We start from the raw sequence: 15,927 nt of genomic DNA, 5'->3' as shown, positions 1-15,927 counted from the left end.
CGTGGTAGGTCGGCCCATGACCACGCGTTGGCCCCGCCCGCTCTGCTGCCTCATCGCGATCGCCCTGTCCTCGGCCCTGCTCGCCGGGTGCGGGGAGGACGACGACCATGGCCGGAGCTGTTCCGGCCGTACGGGCAAGGACCTCTCCAGCCGCACCGTGGCCGGTGGCGATCTGTGGCAGAAGAAGCTGCGGTGCGTCAATCTCGAACGGTCCACCCTGACCGGGCTGGTGTCCGAGGCCAATCTGCGGCGCGGCAATCTCTACGCGGCGCGGCTGGCCGGGGTGTCGCTGGAGAACGTCGATCTGCGGGGCGCCGACCTCCGGCGCGCGAACCTCGGCTCCGCCACCCTCTCGCAGGTCGATCTGCGCGGCGCCGATCTGAGCGGCGCCAGGCTCGACAGGGGTCTGCTCACCGACGTCAGCTTCGAGGGCGCCCAGCTCGACGGCGTGGAGCTGCGGGCGGCGTCCCTCACCCATGTCGGCCTCAACGGAGCGGATCTGAGCGGCGCCGATCTGGGCGGAGCCACGGTGTCCGACTCCGATCTCCGCGGCGCGCGGCTGCGGGATGCCGATATCTCGACGACGAGTTGGGAGAACGTCCTGTGCCCGGACGGCTCGCGGTCGAGCGCACGGGATTCCTGCGCCGACCATCTGAGCCGGGCCGACTCCCGGGCGGCGGGTCAGTTCCCCGCGCCGTCGGCCGCCTTGCCGGATTCGCCCTGAGACGCCTTCTGCGCGACACGGTGCGCCTGTTCGAGACCTGCCATGTAGGCGTCCAGATAGTCGGCGTCCGACAGCCGGGCGCACGGTCCGGGGACGGGGTGGGAGCGGACCGCTCCGCCCTTGTGCGCGGCGGCGCGGTCGGCGATGGCATCGACACAGCGCTGGGTGATCTCGGCCTTCTCGGCGGCGGCCGGGGTGCCGCTCGGGGTGCGCTTGTCGCCCGCGGCACCTCCGCTGGAACAGCCGGTCAGCAGCAGGGTGATGGCGATGACGGCCGCGGCTTCCAGGGTACGGGTGCGCATTTGTCTCCCAGGGGCGTCGATGGTGGGGTGCATCATGCGGCGCCGGGGCGGCGGGGCGGGAGAGCCGGGTGACCGTTGTGATGAAACGGTGACCGAACGGGCGTACAGGGCGATCCGGCACACCCGACCGGAGCGGGCACGGAATGTCGGGTCCGGCAGGGTGCGGACTTCCTAACGTGAGGGGCGTCAGGGAAGGAGACCGAGGTGCTGGAGCGGCTGAACAAGGCCCTGGAACACATCGAGTCGCATCTCGATCAGCGGATCGAGACGGCCGAGTTGGCGCGGATCGCGGTGACGTCGGAGTACCACTTCCGCCGGCTGTTCTCCGCGCTGGCGGGGATCCCGCTGTCGGAGTACATCCGGCGCAGGAGGCTCACCATCGCGGGGGCCGAGGTGCTCGCCGGGGAGCGGACGCTCCTGGAGATCGCGGTGCGTTACGGCTACGGCTCGGGCGAGGCGTTCGCGCGTGCGTTCCGGGCCATGCACGGTGTGGGGCCGGGCGACGCCCGGCGGGCAGGTGCCGTACTGCGCTCCCAGCCGCGGATGTCCTTCCGCCTCGTTGTCGAAGGGAGCAGCAGTATGCGATACCGGGTCGTGGAGAAGGAGCGATTCCATGTGGTCGGCAAGAAGGTCCGGGTCCCGCTCGTCCATGAGGGGGTGAATCCGCGGATCGCGGAGTTCATCCGAGGTATCGGCCAGGAGACGATCGGGCGGATCACCGCCCTGTCCGATCAGGAGCCGGAGGGGATCCTGGGAGTGAGCGACAACCTCGACCCGAGCCGGGCGGAGGGCACCGAACTCGACTACTACCACGCGGTGGTGACCGGAGCCGCCGCCCCTAAGGACCTGGACGAGCTTGTCGTCCCGGCGGGGACATGGGCCGTCTTCGAGAACTCCGGGCCGTTCCCGCAGGCGCTCCAGCACCTGTGGCGGGACGTCTTCACCCAGTGGTTCCCGTCCAACCCGTACCAGAGCAGGCCGGGGCCGGAGATTCTGCGCACCCGGCTGTCGCGGGACGCGGCGCGGGCGGACGCGGAGCTGTGGATCCCCGTGGAGCGGACCGCGGTCTGACACTCCGCCCGGCCGTCACGACGGCCGGGCGGAGCCGCGTCTCCTGGACGGCCGGGCGGAGCCCGCGTCTCAGATACGCCCCCGCGGGCCGTGAGCCCCTCGGACCAGGCCGGCGATGAACGCGAGGAAGGGGATGACGCCGAGGACGATGCTCACGCCCACGCCACCACCGGTGACGAGGGTGAAGTTGGAGAACACCAGCCACAGCGCGGTCAGCAGTCCGGCCACGGCCAGCAGCGGGGCGATCCGGGTCTGCCAGGGCCTGCCCGCGGAGAGCTGGGCGTTGCGCGCGAAGTAGGCGACCACGGCGACGGACGTGATGAGCATGAGCAGGATCATGCCCACCGTCGCCAATCCCGCCATGGAGCCGAAGACACCCACCAGCGGATCCAGTCCGATGACGGCGCAGGCGACGACCAGGACCAGCGCGGTGACGGTCTGGACGACCGAGGAGACGGACGGCGAGTGGTGGCGCGGGTGGACGACGCCCAGCCGTGCGGGGAGGAGGTCCTGGCGGGCGAGGGTGAAGGTGTAGCGGGCGATGACGTTGTGGAAGGACAGCACGCAGGCGAAGAGGCTGCTGAGCAGCAGTACCTGCATGACGTCCCGCAGCGCGGTGCCGACGTAGGTCTGGGCGGTGTCCATGAGCATGTTGCCCTGGCTGTCCACGGTCTTCTGGGCCACGGCCGAGGCGTCATCGGTGCCCGCCGCCAGGACCAACGCCCAGCAGGACAGCGTGTAGAAGCCGCCGATGATCAGGACGGCGAGGTAGGTGGCCCGGGGGATGGTCCGCTCCGGGTCACGGGCCTCGTCCCGGAAGACGGCGGTGGCCTCGAAACCGATGAATCCGGTGATCGCGAACAGTACGGCCACGCCCAGCGGGCCGGAGAGCGCCGCATGCGGGGTGAACGACTCGACGTTGACACCGTGGGCGCCGCCCCGGGCGAAGATCCCCGCGTCCAGGACCAGCACCACCACGATCTCCAGGACGAGTGCGACACCGAGGACCTTGGAGCTGAGGTCGATATGGCGGTAGCCGAGGAGGGCCACGATGCCCAGGGCCGCGAGCGCCCATACCCACCAGGGCAGGGTGGGCCCGCCGAAGGTGTGCAGGACATCGTTGACGGCCCAGCCCAGATAGCCGTAGACGCCTACCTGGATCGCCGTGTACGCGACCAGCGCGACGGCGGCCGTGCCCACTCCGACGCGGTCCCCCAGGCCACGGGTGGCGTAGGCGTAGAAGGCGCCGGCCTGCGGAACGTGGGGCGTCATGGTGACGAAGCCGACCGCGAACACCAGCAGGACCAGCGAGGCGAGGGCGAAGCCGACGGGGGCTCCGGCGCCGGGGCCGCCCGCGATGGCGAGCGGGACATTGCCGCCGACCACCGTCAGGGGCGCGGCGGCGGCGATCACCATGAAGACGATGGCACCGGTGCCGAGCCGCCCCGACAGATTCGCTTGTGCCGATTGCCGGGTGGAGGACGCGTGCGCGTCGGAGTCGGTCAGCATGACGGGTCCTTGGTGGCGCGGGCGGACGGGGTGAAGAGGTCTGGCCGGAGATCGGCCAGGTACGGATTGGCCTTGCGGGCTTGCCGGACCGTGTGTGGGTCCACGGTCGCGAAGAGCAGCCGGTTGCCGTGTTCGACGCTGTCCAGCACGGTGGCCGACGGGCTCACGATGGAGCTGCGGCCGACGTAGCGCAGTGAACCCTCGTCGCCGTCATGGTTGACGTAGGCGATGTAGATCTGGTTTTCCCAGGCGCGCACCCTCAGCAGGTGCTCGGCGATGAACTCGTACGGTTGCATCTGGGCGGTCGGGACCGCGACGAGGTCCGCACCGGCGAGGGCGGCGGCCCGCACGTTCTCGGGGAACTCCACGTCGTAGCAGATCAGCATCGCGATCCGGACGCCCTCGTAGTCGATGACGGGGGCGGGCCGGTCGCCCGGGGTGAAGTACCTGCGGTCGAGTTCGCCGAAGAGATGGTTCTTGCGGTGCCGGGCGAGGACCGCTCCGGCCGGGTCGATGAAGAAGGCGCTGTTGTAGCAGGCGCCGGAGTCGTACTCGGGCGCCCCGAGGACGAGCGCGATTCCGTGGGAGGCGGCAATCTCCCGGGCCGGTGACAGCAGGTCGGTGCGGGCCAGGTCCCGGACGGCGTCCCCGATGTCGTAGCCGGTGACGAACAGCTCGGTGGTGATCAGCAGTTCGGCGCCTTCGGCACGGGCCCGGCGGCACGCCGCGTCCAGTTCGTGGAGGTTGGCGTCGACGTCGCCGGGCGTTCCCGCCGTCTGCAGTCCGGAGATCTTCATCAGTGCCTTTGGAGTGGGCGTCCAGGGGTGAATGCGAGCCATGAAAACATGCTCACTTTGATCAGGTAAACCCCCGGAGGTCACGGTTCCGCAAAGCGGCGGCCCCCGCCCGAAGGCCGTGGGGAGGCCACGAGGCCCCTACTCTGAGGGCATGGCGATCCAGGAACCGTCCGGCGCACCGAGCGCCCTGACCAGCAGCGCCCTCGCCGCGATCCGCCGCACCAGCGCCGTCGACACCGTTCGGGCCCGGATCTCCCTGGCGGTCGACCTGGGCCTGCTGGCGCCCGGTGAGCGGCTGCCCAACGTCCAGGCCACGGCGGCGGCGCTCGGAGTCGGCGAGATCACCGTCCGCCGGGCCTTCGGCACCCTGGAGCGCGAAGGCGTGGTCGAGCGGCGCCCGGGGCGCACGGGCGGCACCTTCATCGCGGAGCGGCCCCGCCGCCGCACCGTGGCACAGGTCGCCGCGTACCGGGAGGACAGCGAACGGGTCCACCGGCTGATCGACGAGCGCATCGTGCTGGAGGCCGGTTTCGCGCATCTGGCCGCCGAGCAGCTCGATCGGACCGGGCTCGACCGGCTCGATCAGTGCATCCGGGAGATGGACGCGGCCGAGAGCTGGGCCGAGTTCCACGCCAGCGACCAGCGGTTCCATCTGGCCCTCGCCGAGGGCGCCGGGCTGTCCGCCGCCCTGGAGATGTACCAGCGGGTCACCGGAGAGCTGTACGCGTACTTCCTGCCATACCCGATGGGCTACCTCCGCAGCAGCAACGAGCAGCACAAGGCCATCCGGGCCGCGCTCGGCGCGCAGGACGCCACCTTGGCGGCCGGCCTCCTCCGGGACCATGTCGCGGAGCTCCACCACTCGATGTACGTCGGCCTCGCGGACACCGCCGAGCGGGGCGCCGACGGCTGACACCGGCGCCGCCCTCGCCGGAAGTCGCCCCCGAGTGGTCAGACGCCGCCCCGGTCAGCCACGGAGGATCTTCAACACCTGTCCGCGGCTGCTGGGCTTTGAGATCGGTCCTCCTCGGCGGTAGCCGGTGTCAGCGGCCGGTGAATCCGTCGATCTGCTCGCGGAGGATGTCGGCGTGGCCGGCGTGCCGGCCGGTCTCCTCGATCATGTGCACCAGGACCCAGCGCATCGATGGTGCCGCTCCCCGGCGCGGGGCTCGCGGAGCGGGGAGAGCCAGATCGGGGCAGGCGTCGATGACCCGGTTGGCCCGCTCGACGGTCTTGCGGTAGTCGGCGAGCACGCCGTCGACGGTGTCCTGTGCGGACGGCCGCATGGTCGCGGGCCAGTCGCCGGCATCCTCACCGAGGAAGTAGAACCGCTCGACGAACGCCAGGTGCTTGAGCAGTCCGAGAAGGCTGGTGCCCGAGGGCACTCCGCCCGTTCGGACCTGCGGTTCCGGTACGCCCGCGACCTTGTCCGCGACCGAGTTCCGCAGATAGTCGAGGAAGCCCCGCAGGGTGGCCTTCTCATCGGGGCCGGTCGCCGGAGGGCCGGTGTCCTTCGCCCGGGTCCGGGATCGCTGGGCGCTGTTTCCTTGCATCGAGTCACTCCCCTGCGTCGTGAAATCGGGTGGTTCAGGCGGCCATTCGGCGGTCGCGCCGCTGGACGAGCAGGACGTTGTCGATGACGGTGGCGGTCTCACCAGCGGGTCCGGTGGCTTGGCGGCGGGGCATCTCGGCGCGCAGCACGGACCAGTGCGCGGGGTCGAGATCGAGTTCGGCGGCGATCTCGGTGGGCGTGGGGTAGTGGATGTCGGGGTCCTGGTTCCACGACCAGGGCGCGGTGGAGCCGTGATCGACGATCAGCAGGAGACCGTCAGGGCGCAGCGCCCGTGCGGCGGTGCGCAGGACTCGGCTGCGGGGCAACGAGAACGGGGTGTGGAAGTACTGGGCGGAGACCAGATCGAACTGGCCGGCCGGGAAACTGGTGGCCAGATCGTGCTGTTCGGTGGCCACCCGGTCCGCGACGCCGAGATCGCGGGCGCGCTCCCGCACCCGTTCGACGGCCGTGGTGGAGATGTCCACGGCGGTGACGTGCCAGCCCTGCTGGGCCAGCCAGATGGCGTCGCCGCCGGGGCCGCAGCCCAGATCCAGGGCGGCACCGGGGCGCAGCGGTGCGGCGGTCTCGGCGAGCAGCGGGTTGACATGTGCGTCCCAGGCGCGCCGGGTGCCGTAGTGCCGCTCCCAGAACTGTTCGGCGTCCGCGTCCGCCGTGCCCTGATCCCCGGCGTGGGCAGTGAGTCGTTGGCCTTGCGTGGAATCCATCTGAGTCGCCCCTCCGTCGGCCGGCGTGCCGAGCGTGATCCGATACGCGCCTTCGACGCCGGTGATGTACCGACAGCCTCGATGCCGCCATTTCGCTCTTGCAAGAAAAGTTGCGGATCCGCATCATCGGGGGATGGACAACCCGGACAACCCCGCGGAAGACGTTCTGGCCGGAGTCGGGCCGCGACTGCGTGCCCTGCGCCGGGCGCGGAGCGCCACGCTGGCGGCGCTGGCGAACGAGACCGGCCTCACGGCGAGCACCCTGTCCCGGCTCGAGAACGGCAAGCTCCGCCCCACGCTGGAGCAGCTGCTGCCCCTGGCCCGGGCGCACGGCGTCCCGCTCGACGATCTCGTCGCGGCGCCGCCCACCGGCGACCCGCGCATCCACTTGCGGCCCGTGCGGCGATCCGGGCTGGTGATGGTGCCGCTGACCAGGCGGGCCGGCGGTGTCCAGGCGTACAAGGTGATCTATCCGCCCGCCGACCGGTCACCCACGATGAAGCTGCAGACCCACGAGGGATACGAGTGGTTCTACGTCCTCGACGGACACGTCAGGTTTCTGCTCGGCGAGCGGGAGTTCCGGCTCGGAGCCGGCGAGGCGGCGGAGTTCGACACCCGCATACCGCACTGGATCGGCAGCGCCGACGGCCGGCCCGCGGAGGTGCTCACCCTGTTCGGCGCGCAGGGAGAGCGCGCGCATCTGGCACCGGCCGGGCACTGACCGTCCCGGGAGCCGTCTGTGGCTGACCCCACAGATCACATGGTGAGACCAGGGTCCAGTTTTTGAAATCCGGACCATATCCTCGTCTCCATGTCCGCACCCGCCCGTCCGCTGTGTCTCGCGCTGTTCGCGAACTCGGCGTGGTGCGTCGACGACGGCCTCTGTCGCCGCTGAGCCGGAACCGGCCGGTTTCCCCACCGCGCGCCGCCGCTCGGCGCCGCGCCGCCCGGCCGGGCCCTCCCGCCCAGCGTGATGCCCCCCTTTCGAACGTCTCCGGAGTCCGCACGTGACCACCGCCCCGCCCGCCGAGGCAGCGAAGACCGCCGCGCTGCTGTCCCCCTCACCCACCTCCGTGCCCAGACCGGAGGCGCCCGCCGCGCCGCCGGTGCGCCGGGTGCCGCTCGCCGTGTCCGGGCTGCTCGGCGCGGCGCTGACCGCGTATGTGTGGTCCGCCCACGGGGCCAAGCCCGGCGTTCTGCTGCTGCTCGGCCTCGCCCTGGGAATCGCCCTCTTCCACTCCCGCTTCGGCTTCACCTCCGCCTGGCGGCAGCTGGTCGCCGTCGGCAACGGCACCGGCCTGCGCGCCCACACCCTGCTGCTGGGCACCACGGCCACGCTGTTCGCCCTGCTCATCGGCACGAAGACCGGGCTGTTCGGGTCCGTGCCGGCGCCCTCGGGCGGACCGCTGGGCTTCGGGCTGCTGATCGGCTCGTTCGTCTTCGCGGTCGGCATGCAGCTCGGTGGGGCCTGCGCCTCCGGCACCCTCTTCGCGGTCGGCTCGGGGCAGACGTCGATCGTGCTCACGCTCGGTGGCTTCATCGGCGGTGCCACCCTGGCCGCCTGGCAGTTCGACCTGTGGAAGGACCTGCCGTCGCTGGAGCCGGTCGTCATGGCGGACCACATCGGCTGGTTCGGCTCCTGGGCGGTGACGATCCTCGTGCTCGCCGCCATCGTCCTGGTCAGCCGTAGCGTCCAGGCCCGCCGCAACCCGCCGCCGATCGGTGCGGTGCCCTCCGCGCGCGGCGCCGCCGCCCGTGTCCTGCGCGGCTCCTGGCCGCTGGCGGTCGGCGCCCTGGCGCTGGCCGTGCTGGGCGCCGGGGTGCTGCTCGTCTCGGGCGGCGCCTGGGGCGTCACCAGTGCCTTCAGCCTGTGGGGCGCGGAGCTGGTACGAGCGCTCGGCGGCCACCCGGAGAGCTGGAGCTGGTGGCAGCAGCCCGGGAACAAGGAGATGCTCGCCGGGCCGGTGCTCGCCGACAAGACCAGTCTCACCGACATCGGCATCATGATCGGCGCGGCGGTCGCCGCGGCGCTCGGCGGCACCTGGACGCTCCACCGCGGCGTGCCGTGGCGGACGGCGACCGCGGCGGTGCTCGGCGGCGTGCTGATGGGCATCGGTGCCCGGCTGGCGGGGGGCTGCAACATCGGCGCCTACCTCGCGGGCATCGCCTCCGGCAGCCTGCACGGCTGGGTCTGGGGCGGCTTCGCGCTCCTCGGCACCTGGGCCGGACTGAAGCTGCGGCCGCTCTTCGGGCTCGGGAACCCCAAGCCGGGCGACGGCGTCTGCTGACCGCGACGGCCCCCTCCTTGGCCGGAAGTGGTTCATGTTCGGGGGTCGTTCATGCACACGCCATGTAAATGATCCATCGTCAGGGCGGTGTGCCGGTCCACCGACCGGCCCCGCAGCTGACGAAGGGTTGCTCACGATGGTCCCGTTCCATGCCGCTCCCCCGCGCCGTACCCGCCGGGTCGTCCACGCCGCCGCGCTGGCGCTGGTGGCCGGCGCCACGACGCTGTCCGCGTTCCCGGCCTCCGCGGTGGCCGGGAACGCGGACTACGGCACGCCGACCATCAAACCGGCCACCTCGTACCTGTCCGGCGCCGTCGGCGCCACCGGCGACCCGACGGTGACCGTGAAGGTCGGCCAGAGCGGCGCCGACGCGGACGCGCTCACCGTGTCCGCGACCGCCACCACCCACGGCTCGGTCGCCGAGACCGGGGACGTCACGGTGACCGGCACCGGCGCCACCCGCGAGGTGGCCGTACGGGCGCGCGGCAAGGGCTACACCGACCTCACCCTCAAGGTGAACGGCCTCGGCGGCAAGAGCGCCACCACCACCCTGCACTACGCGGCCTCCGGCGCCGTGGGCAACGCCACCGACACCCGCTACCTGACCGGCTCCAGCGACTCCTCCGCCGCCGTGGACGTCGGCGACGGCTACATGGTCGTCGCCGACGACGAGTCCAACGTCCTGCGCCTGTACCGCCGTGACGCGTCCGGCGCGCCGGTGCGCACCTGGGACGTCAGCTCCGACCTCGATGTCGACAAGGAGATCGACATCGAGGCCGCGGCCCGCGTCGGCGACACCATCTACTGGACCGGCTCGCTGGGCAACAACAAGGACGGCGAGCCGAAGGAGGACCGCTTCACCCTCTTCACCACCACCGTCTCCGGTTCGGGCGCCGACACCGAGCTCGAGGTCGGCGGCTCGTACCAGGATTTGCGCGAGGACCTGGTGGACTGGGACAAGGCCAACGGCGACCGGCTCGGCTTCGCCAAGGGCACCGCGGACGGCCAGGTGCCCAAGCAGATCGACGGATTCAACGTCGAGGGCCTGGAGTTCGCGCCCGGCTCCGACTCCACCGCGTACATCGGCTTCCGGGCGCCGCTGGTGCCGCCCGCCGACGGCGGCAAGGCGCTGCTGGTCCCGGTCACCAATGCCGACGAGCTGGCCCGGTCCGGCAGCGACAAGGACACCCACGCCACCTTCGGCGCCCCGATCACCCTCGACCTCGGGGGCCTGAGCGTGCGCGACATCCGCCGCAACGACAAGGGCCAGTACCTGATCGTGGCGGGTTCCTGGGCGGCCGAGGACAACAGCGCCCCGTACGCGCTCTACTCCTGGGACGGCGTCGCCGGACACCAGCCGGTCAAGCGGCTCGACCTGCCGACGGCCGACCCCGGCGGCTGGGAGATCGTGGTGGACGTGCCCGACCTCACGGCCCCCGGCGCCCGCGCCCAGGTCATCACCGACAGCGGCTCGGCCGACCTGTACGGGGACGGCACCGAGGCCAAGGACCTGGAGCACGAGGAGTGGAAGAAGTCCCGGTCGGTCAGCTTCCCCCTGAACCCCTGAACCCCTGGCCCGGTTGCCCGACCCGGTTGCCGAGCGCTGTCCTAGACGGTGGCTCAGCAGCCGATCCGGGAGGTGCCGACGGCCACGTCGTCGTACCAGAGAGTGTCGTCGCCCTCGCCGTAACTCTCCCAGCCCAGCCGCAGATCGCCCGGGGCGGGCCGCCACCCGCCCCGGCTCAGCCATTGCTGGTCGACGTCCTGGGTCGGGGTGCCGTCCACCACCAGGCCGGTGACGAGCCCGCCGTTCACCCAGGTGTCCAGGCGGCCCGCGGTGCGGTCGAGGCGGAACTCCAGACAGGTCCAGGTGTTGACGGGCAGCGGGGTGCTGAGCGCGACGCCCGCCGGGCTCTGGGCGGGGAGAGTGGCGTCGTCCGACTCGCGGTTCCACTGCAATGCCTTGTTCTGACCGCCCATGCGCAGGTCCCTGCCGTTGTCGTTGGCGTCGCGCAGGGCGGCGAACGTGACGTGCTGGGCGGGCAACGCGGTGGTGTGGCGGACCCACAAGCGTCCGTAGAGGTCGCCACCGGACGGCAGACCGGACAGCGAGGTGCCGGCGAAGGCGTGGTTGCAGTATCCCGCCTTGCCCGTGATCCGCACCGACGTGGTGCCGCCGTGAGCCGTCGTGGTGTCCACGGTGGCGGTGCCGGTGCCCGAACAGTTGGCGACGGCCGTGGTCCAGCGGCCCGCGGGGGTGGTACCGGTCTGGGACTCGAAGTCCTCGCAGAAGCCATTGGCGGCGCAGGCCGCCGGTTGTGCCGAGGCCCGTGGCGCGGCCGGGGCGGTCAGCGTCAGCGCCACGGCCACCGCGGCGGCGGCCAGGGTGCGGTGTGCTGTGGGGGTCATGGCGGATCCTTCGACTGGTCAGGACGATCGAGAACTTGGGAGCGCTCCCACCATGCCCGGCACTGTAGCCCGTCCATGACAAACCCGGAAGGCCGGGCGTCCGCGGAACCGGTGCGCGAGCCCCCGGGCTACGCGGTCACCAAAAGGTTCCCCAGTCACCGAAAAGTGCGTTCTTCCATGTCAGCGGCCACTCTCTTACGGTTTCCGGGTAACCAAGAGAGAGCGCGTCCCCGTGGGCTCCGCGGAAGCGAGCCCGTGGGCTCCCCTGATGAGAAGGCAGGCAGCATGGCCATCACCCTGGTAAACCCCAGCGGATTGCCGGAGATCGAGGTGTACCGGCAGGTGTCGATCGCGACCGGGTCGAGGCTGGTCCATATCGCCGGGCAGGTCGCCTGGGATGCCGATGGGGTCACGGTCGGCGAAGGCGACCTCGCCGCTCAGGTCGAGCGGTGCTACCTCAACATCGGCACCGCCCTGGCCGAGGTCGGCGGCTCCTTCGACGATGTGGCGAAACTGACCGTCTACGTCGTCGACTGGACGCCCGACAAGATGCCCCTGTTCCTGGAGGGGGCGGCTCGGGCGGCCGCGAAGCTGGGGGTCACCCCGGTCCCGCCGGGCACACTGCTGGGGGTCGCGGCGCTGGACGTCCCCGAGCATCTGGTCGAGATCGAAGCCACCGCGGTCCTCGACTGACATGGCCGCTGACGTGGCCGCGCGGTGGCCCCGCACGAGACGGCGCCACCGCGTGGTCGCAGTGAGCGCTCCCCCCGATCAGCCGTCGAAGCGGCGGCGGGAGTCTTCGATATGGCCGAGGTAGGTGTGGGTCCAGCCGCACATGCCGTCGACCGTCGCACGCAGGGCCCGGCCCGCCTCGGTGAGGGTGTACTCGACCCGGGGCGGCACGGTGGGGTGCACCTTCCGCTCGACCAGGCCGTTGCGCTCCAGCATGCGCAGGTTCTGGGTGAGCATCTTATGGCTGACGCCCTCGACCTCGTTCCGCAACTCGCTGAAGCGCAGGGTGCGCTCACCGAGGAACTCGATGATCAGGAACGCCCACTTGTTGGCGACATCCGCGAAGATCTCCCGCGCCAAGGAGTCCGCGCGCATCAGATCGGCGTCCTCGGGCGAGCCCGTGTACTGCTTGGTGCCCATGCGGCCACTCTCCTACAGGTCCCGAGTCACCACAAGAGAGCACGGAGGCGGAGGGCCGGCCCCGGCACATCCGCGGCTCGGGTCAGGTGAGCCGGTCGGCCAGGAACGGCGGATCGCCGCCGTCAGCCGGTGACGGCGGCCGCCGGGGAAGTCAGCATCGCCATGACGGTGTCGACCGCGGTGGTGATGCGGTCGCGCTGACCCTCGCCCGCGCACGACAGCACCTTCAGGCCACTGTTGAGCGAGGCCAGCATGGTCGCCGCCGAACTCGGATCGACGCCGGGCGCCAGCTCGCCCTGCGCGCGGGCTCTCAGCAGCGCACCGAAGAGCGCGGTCTCGAAGCGGCTTCGGTTGCCCTCCAGGCGCCGCGAGATCTCGGGATCGGAATCCCCGTGCTCCACCGTGGCGTTGACCGCGAAGCAGCCCTGGGGCGTACCCGGCTTCGGGGCTGCCGCACTGGTCTCCAGCAGATCCCGGACGGCGTCCAGGGCGGACGCACGCGACGCCAGGATGTCGGCCGGGCTCGGCGCGGCGGCGCCGGAGAGAAAGCGGTCGAGCGCGGCCAGATACAGTCCGCGTTTGGACCCGAAGGTCCCGTACAGACTTGCCCGCGCGATTCCCAGGCCGTCCACCAGGTCGCTGGTGGACGTTCCCTCATAACCATTGCGCCAGAACAGCCGCATCGCGGCGTCCAGTGCGGCCTCGGGGTCGAATTCCTTCCTCCGTGCCATACCGGCACACGAACCTTTCGAGATCGATCAGTCATTTTGAAGGGGCGGTGGTGCCGCGGACGACGTCCGGCCGCCGGCTGGGCGCTGCCCGAGGGCAGCGCCTCCGTCAGACGGCGGACGACGATCCGGGGCCGGCCGTGGCCCAGGGCGGAACGGCCGTCACCGCCGCGCCCGGCGAGCACTCCTCTGACGGACGCGCGGGCGCATCGCCTTGCGGGCGTCGATGGCCAGGACCTCGAAGTTCTCCCCGGTGCTGTTCACCCGGCCGAAGAGGTTGTCCGGGCCCGAGATGCAGATCTTGGTGATGCCGCGCTCCCGCATCGTCTCCACCATGTCCGGCCAGCGGATCGGGCAGTTGAAGGTGTCGAGCAGCATGGTGCGCACCCCCTCCGCGTCGGTCAGCAGCGCGCCGTTCTGGTCGGAGACGACCGGGAGCTTGGGGTCGGCCAGCTCGAAGCCGCCGAAGACCTCTTCCTCCGCCTTGCGGCGCAGGTCGCCGAACGAGGGGGCGTGTACGGGCGGCCACATCGTGTACATGTTGTAGCCGCCGAGGTCGCCGATCCGCTTCTTGAACCGGTCGATCACGGGCTCACGCAGAGACACGAGATAGAAGCCCTGGTCGATATAGCCGGAGACGTCGTGCCACTCCCCCTCGTCGTCCAGTTCGCCCAGCGCCTTGCGAAGGCTCTCCTCGGGAGTGTGGATCACGCAGTGCGTAACCGCCTCACGGTGCTCCTGCGCGAAGTACTCCTCCTCGCAGCGGGCCAGCTCGGCGGTGAGCCGCACGGTCTCCTCGAAGGGCAGGGACCCCGCGTAGGTCACCGCGGCCCGCTGGCCGAAGCTCGGTCCGGCGCACAGCTCGGGCTTCTCTCCCAGCGTCTCCTCCGCCCAGTCGGCGAGCGAGAGACAGACGGTCAGGAAGGCGATCTGGGTGTGGGCGGCGTACTGCCCCTCCTCCTCGCCGTCCGACTGGCGGTACCGGTCGAAGACGGAGTAGCCCACCACCTCGTCGGCGATCGCGAGCCGGCGCCGGGCATGGGGGTTGGTCAGCAGGAACTCGCCCACGTCGGTGAAGCGGAAGGGCCCCATCCCGGGGAAGACGAACGCCGTGCGGCCCGGCTGTGACTCCGTCGCCTGGGGCTCTGTCGCCTGGGGCTCGGGGGTCTGGGGCTCTGTCGCTTGTGGCTCTGTCATGCCTTCGCTCCGGGTGCCAGGTCGAGAGCGAGCTGCTCGAGTTGTCGCTTGTCGGGCTTGCCGTTGCGGTTCAGCGGGAATCGCTCCAGGACGTGAATGCGGTTGGGGTGCTCGAAGGCGGGCAGCAGGGAGCTGATCGGCTCCCGCCAGAACCGCGACTCCCGCTGCTGCTCGTCCTCCACGAAGAAGACGAGCTGGCAGCCGCGCTGCTCGTCGGGGACGGGCACGACCTTGACGAGACAGCCGCCCGCGGCCAGCTTGTGCTCGATGATCTCGGGGTAGAGCGTGTGGCCGTTGCGGTGCACCGCGGACTTCCGGCCGAGGACGAAGAGATTGTCCCCGCCGTCGAGATAGCCGAAGTCGCCGGTGGGGTACCAGTCGGTCTTGTCCGGGTCGACGGGGGCCACCGTGCCGTCGACCGCCAGGTAGCCCTCCATCAGGTCGGGCGAGTGGACCTGGATCTCCCCGACCTCGCCCGAGGGGAGGGCGGCGCCCTCGTCGTCCACGATCCGCAGCTTCAGGCCCCCGACGGCCCGCCCGCAGGCGACGACGTTGTCCTCGGTCGCGAAGGCCACGTTTCCGGCCTCGGTGCTGCCGTAGCTGTCCAGCAGGGGCAGCCCGAACTTCTTGACGTAGTCGCCGACCAGGCCGGGGTCCAGCGGGGCCGCCCCGCTGCAGAACATGCGGACACCGGACAGCTCGTCCGCCAGGGCGGGCTTACGGCCCATCATGTTGAGCATGCTGCGGTAGCTGGCCGGGGTGGCGTCGACCACCGTCGCCCCGCAGGTGCCCGCCATGGTCATCGCCCGGTCCAGACGCCGGTAGGGCGCGATGACCAGCGAGCACTTGACCAGCCAGGCGATGAGCACCATGGACAGCCCGTACTGGTGGGAGAAGGGCAGCAGCGGCAGCAGGACATCGTCGGAGCGGTGGCCCACCTGTTCGGCGTTGCGCTCCAGGTTCTTCAGGAACTTCGCCCCGGTCTTGACGACGCCCTTGGGCTCCCCGGTGGACCCGGAGGACCACATGATCAGGCCGTCGGGCAGCTCGCACCAGGTGTCGAAGGACAGCCGCCGCTCGGCGGGGGACTGCTCCACGCCCGCCACGAGCAGCTCGTAGACGGTGACCCGGGCCGGGCCGCTCTCGGGCATCGGGGTGTCGTCGTCGACCACGCATATCTTGACGCCGGCCCGGTCACAGATGCGCTGTGTCGCCTCCGCCCGCTCCTGGTGGTCGACCATGACGATCGACGCGCCGACGTGCATCAGGGCGAGGAGGGCCCCCACATAACCGGCGGAGTTGCCCGCCTTCAGCATGACCCGGGTGCCGTCGCTGACGCCACGCTCGCGGAGCGCGTCGGCGATGCCCAGGGCCCGCTGCTCGAACTCGGGAAGCGTGTGCACCGCTTCCGTCGTAAAGAGCTTTGCGGTCATCGGGTTTCACTGTGCCTTTCTTCTTCTTGAAGCTCTTGGG

17 protein-coding genes are annotated in these 15,927 nt (G+C 71.0%); 7 read left to right on the top strand and 10 right to left on the bottom strand.

The window, feature by feature from the left end; genetic code table 11:
- The first annotated feature begins 16 nt into the window (after positions 1 to 16).
- Positions 17 to 724: a pentapeptide repeat-containing protein gene (locus J5X86_RS31975; protein WP_208520182.1), complete on the top strand. Its 708-nt coding sequence runs from the start codon at positions 17 to 19 to the stop codon at positions 722 to 724.
- Here the strand turns inward: J5X86_RS31975 and J5X86_RS31970 are convergent.
- Entirely contained in the window at positions 682 to 1,026 is a 345-nt protein-coding gene (locus tag J5X86_RS31970) for a hypothetical protein (RefSeq protein ID WP_208520181.1), read from the bottom strand. The genes J5X86_RS31975 and J5X86_RS31970 overlap by 43 nt on opposite strands.
- Before the next feature lie 204 nt (positions 1,027 to 1,230).
- On the opposite strand from J5X86_RS31970, the gene J5X86_RS31965 reads away from it, so the two are divergent.
- On the top strand, positions 1,231 to 2,097 hold the full coding sequence (locus J5X86_RS31965; protein WP_208520180.1) for an AraC family transcriptional regulator: 867 nt from the start codon (positions 1,231 to 1,233) through the stop codon (positions 2,095 to 2,097).
- Between the two features lie 69 nt (positions 2,098 to 2,166).
- Here the strand turns inward: J5X86_RS31965 and J5X86_RS31960 are convergent, their stop codons facing one another.
- On the bottom strand, positions 2,167 to 3,606 hold the full coding sequence (locus J5X86_RS31960; protein WP_208520179.1) for an APC family permease: 1,440 nt from the start codon (positions 3,604 to 3,606) through the stop codon (positions 2,167 to 2,169).
- Positions 3,600 to 4,445, bottom strand: a complete 846-nt coding sequence (locus J5X86_RS31955) for a carbon-nitrogen hydrolase family protein (RefSeq protein WP_107439194.1) — start codon at positions 4,443 to 4,445, stop codon at positions 3,600 to 3,602. The genes J5X86_RS31960 and J5X86_RS31955 overlap by 7 nt, the downstream gene beginning before the upstream one ends.
- A 109-nt stretch (positions 4,446 to 4,554) precedes the next feature.
- On the opposite strand from J5X86_RS31955, the gene J5X86_RS31950 reads away from it, so the two are divergent.
- Positions 4,555 to 5,316, top strand: coding sequence for a FadR/GntR family transcriptional regulator (locus J5X86_RS31950; protein WP_208520178.1), 762 nt, complete (start codon positions 4,555 to 4,557; stop codon positions 5,314 to 5,316).
- 130 nt (positions 5,317 to 5,446) lie between these two features.
- Here the strand turns inward: J5X86_RS31950 and J5X86_RS31945 are convergent, their stop codons facing one another.
- Together J5X86_RS31945 and J5X86_RS31940 are read right to left on the bottom strand one after the other, a co-directional pair.
- On the bottom strand, positions 5,447 to 5,956 hold the full coding sequence (locus J5X86_RS31945) for a DinB family protein (protein ID WP_208520177.1): 510 nt from the start codon (positions 5,954 to 5,956) through the stop codon (positions 5,447 to 5,449).
- Between the two features lie 34 nt (positions 5,957 to 5,990).
- On the bottom strand, positions 5,991 to 6,680 hold the full coding sequence (locus tag J5X86_RS31940; protein WP_208520176.1) for a bifunctional 2-polyprenyl-6-hydroxyphenol methylase/3-demethylubiquinol 3-O-methyltransferase UbiG: 690 nt from the start codon (positions 6,678 to 6,680) through the stop codon (positions 5,991 to 5,993).
- A gap of 133 nt (positions 6,681 to 6,813) precedes the next feature.
- On the opposite strand from J5X86_RS31940, the gene J5X86_RS31935 reads away from it, so the two are divergent.
- The 3 genes from J5X86_RS31935 (at position 6,814) to J5X86_RS31925 (ending at position 10,535) form a co-directional block, all read left to right on the top strand.
- On the top strand, positions 6,814 to 7,401 hold the full coding sequence (locus J5X86_RS31935) for a helix-turn-helix domain-containing protein (RefSeq protein ID WP_208520175.1): 588 nt from the start codon (positions 6,814 to 6,816) through the stop codon (positions 7,399 to 7,401).
- Positions 7,402 to 7,687: 286 nt separating this feature from the next.
- Positions 7,688 to 8,968, top strand: a complete 1,281-nt coding sequence (locus J5X86_RS31930; RefSeq protein WP_208520174.1) for a YeeE/YedE family protein — start codon at positions 7,688 to 7,690, stop codon at positions 8,966 to 8,968.
- Between the two features lie 136 nt (positions 8,969 to 9,104).
- The gene (locus J5X86_RS31925; protein WP_208520173.1) at positions 9,105 to 10,535 is read left to right on the top strand and encodes a DUF3616 domain-containing protein; all 1,431 of its coding nucleotides are present in this window, start codon (positions 9,105 to 9,107) and stop codon (positions 10,533 to 10,535) included.
- Positions 10,536 to 10,588: 53 nt separating this feature from the next.
- Here the strand turns inward: J5X86_RS31925 and J5X86_RS31920 are convergent, their stop codons facing one another.
- Positions 10,589 to 11,377 (bottom strand): hydrolase, encoded by a 789-nt coding sequence (locus J5X86_RS31920; RefSeq protein WP_208520172.1) that lies wholly within the window; start codon positions 11,375 to 11,377, stop codon positions 10,589 to 10,591.
- A gap of 285 nt (positions 11,378 to 11,662) precedes the next feature.
- On the opposite strand from J5X86_RS31920, the gene J5X86_RS31915 reads away from it, so the two are divergent.
- Positions 11,663 to 12,070, top strand: coding sequence for a RidA family protein (locus J5X86_RS31915; RefSeq protein ID WP_208520171.1), 408 nt, complete (start codon positions 11,663 to 11,665; stop codon positions 12,068 to 12,070).
- A 78-nt stretch (positions 12,071 to 12,148) separates the two neighbouring features.
- On the opposite strand, the gene J5X86_RS31910 is transcribed toward J5X86_RS31915, so the two are convergent.
- From J5X86_RS31910 to J5X86_RS31895, 4 genes are all read right to left on the bottom strand, one after another.
- Positions 12,149 to 12,529, bottom strand: a complete 381-nt coding sequence (locus J5X86_RS31910) for a helix-turn-helix domain-containing protein (protein ID WP_208520170.1) — start codon at positions 12,527 to 12,529, stop codon at positions 12,149 to 12,151.
- Between the two features lie 122 nt (positions 12,530 to 12,651).
- Positions 12,652 to 13,260, bottom strand: coding sequence for a TetR/AcrR family transcriptional regulator (locus J5X86_RS31905; protein ID WP_208520169.1), 609 nt, complete (start codon positions 13,258 to 13,260; stop codon positions 12,652 to 12,654).
- A gap of 159 nt (positions 13,261 to 13,419) precedes the next feature.
- Positions 13,420 to 14,454, bottom strand: a complete 1,035-nt coding sequence (locus tag J5X86_RS31900; RefSeq protein ID WP_208520168.1) for an ACP S-malonyltransferase — start codon at positions 14,452 to 14,454, stop codon at positions 13,420 to 13,422.
- A complete protein-coding gene (locus tag J5X86_RS31895; protein ID WP_208520167.1) occupies positions 14,451 to 15,887 on the bottom strand; it encodes a class I adenylate-forming enzyme family protein in 1,437 nt (478 codons plus the stop codon). Before J5X86_RS31895 ends, J5X86_RS31900 begins: the two co-directional genes overlap by 4 nt.
- Positions 15,888 to 15,927 lie beyond the last annotated feature (40 nt).

The organism is Streptomyces sp. NEAU-YJ-81 (assembly GCF_017592595.1).
GTDB lineage: Bacteria > Actinomycetota > Actinomycetes > Streptomycetales > Streptomycetaceae > Streptomyces > Streptomyces hygroscopicus_B.
Note: the sequence above shows the minus strand (reverse complement) of the source record. Positions and strands in the feature narration are given on the sequence as shown.